The 1,439-nt window shown below is 47.5% G+C and carries 1 protein-coding gene; it reads left to right on the plus strand.

Annotation, left to right across the window (positions count from 1 at the left end):
* The first annotated feature begins 29 nt into the window (after positions 1-29).
* Positions 30-1,373, plus strand: coding sequence for an acetyl-CoA hydrolase/transferase family protein (locus AWB54_RS14925; protein WP_061215391.1), 1,344 nt, complete (start codon positions 30-32; stop codon positions 1,371-1,373).
* Positions 1,374-1,439 lie beyond the last annotated feature (66 nt).

Raw genomic sequence — 1,439 nt, forward strand, 5'->3', positions numbered from 1 at the left:
ATATGCCAGTAAGGAGGAATTACCCTAAGATGGATTACAGCATGGAATATAAACGCAAACTGCTACCCGTCGAAGAAGCCATGAAAGTAGTTAAATCAGGTGACCTGGTGCAGTATGGGGAATTTGTCATGAATTCCAGCTACCTGGACGCCGCATTGGCCCAGCGGGTTGATGAATTGGAGAATGTCAATATCCGCACCACCACCTGCCCCTTTCTGCCCAAAACAGTTCTGGCTGACCCGGGGAGAAAACACTTCATATATAATGACTATCATATGAGTGCCGCCAGCCGCAAACTGCATGATAAGGATTTGTGCAATTATGTACCTTTGACCTATCATGAAGGCCCCAGTTTTTACGAGCGCGATTATGTGGCAGCCGATGTAGCCCTGATTAAAGTTGCCCCCATGGATAAACACGGTTTTTTCAATTTAGGTACCGCGCTCTCTTTAACCCCACTGTTCTGTGATACCGCTAAGACCGTTATAGTAGAAGTCAATGAAAACGTTCCCATCTGCCTGGGCGGCTGCCGGGAGTCCATTCACATATCTGAAGTTGACTACATAGTTGAAGGCGACAACCAGCCTATGATTCAACTTCCGGAACTCCCCATATCAGATACCGACAAGAAAATAGCTGCCATAGTCCTGGAAGAAATCGAAGACGGAGCCTGCCTGCAGTTGGGCATAGGCGCCATGCCCAATGCAGTAGGAGCCATGATAGCCCAATCCGATTTGAAGGATCTGGGGGTACACACAGAAATGCTGGTAGACTCCTTTGTCGATATGTATGAAGCCGGCCGCATTACCGGTCGCCGCAAACAACTGGACAAATGCAAGATGGCATACACTTTTGCCATGGGTACCAACAAACTGTATAACTTCCTGGATGGAAACCCGGCATGTGCCATCTATCCTGTAGACTACACCAATGACCCCTTTATTATTGGCCGCAATGACAAAGTTCTCGGCATCAATAATGCCATTGAGGTAGACCTTTATGGACAGGTGGCTTCAGAATCATCGGGAACCCGGCATATCTCCGGAACCGGCGGACAGCTGGACTTCATAATAGGTTCCTATTATTCCAAGGGAGGCAAAGGCCTGATCTGCCTGACCTCAACCTTTACCGACAAAGAAGGCCGTCTGCAATCCCGAATCCGGCCCACATTAACCCCGGGAGCTGTTGTAACTGTACCCCGGAGTATAAACTTCTATGTAGTCACTGAATACGGTATTACCATGCTCAAAGCCAAATCTACCTGGCAGCGGGCCGAAGCGCTTATTAACCTGGCCCACCCCAATCTGCGGGATGAACTCATTAAGGAAGCTGAAAAAATGCGTATTTGGGTGAGAAGCAATAAATTAGTCTAAATGATTCTGGGATGGGATAACTATCCTATCAACCCTTTATTAATCTGACCCCCTTATATTTTTTTT

The organism is Syntrophomonas wolfei subsp. methylbutyratica, assembly GCF_001570625.1.
In the GTDB taxonomy this organism is placed as follows: Bacteria; Bacillota; Syntrophomonadia; order Syntrophomonadales; family Syntrophomonadaceae; genus Syntrophomonas; species Syntrophomonas methylbutyratica.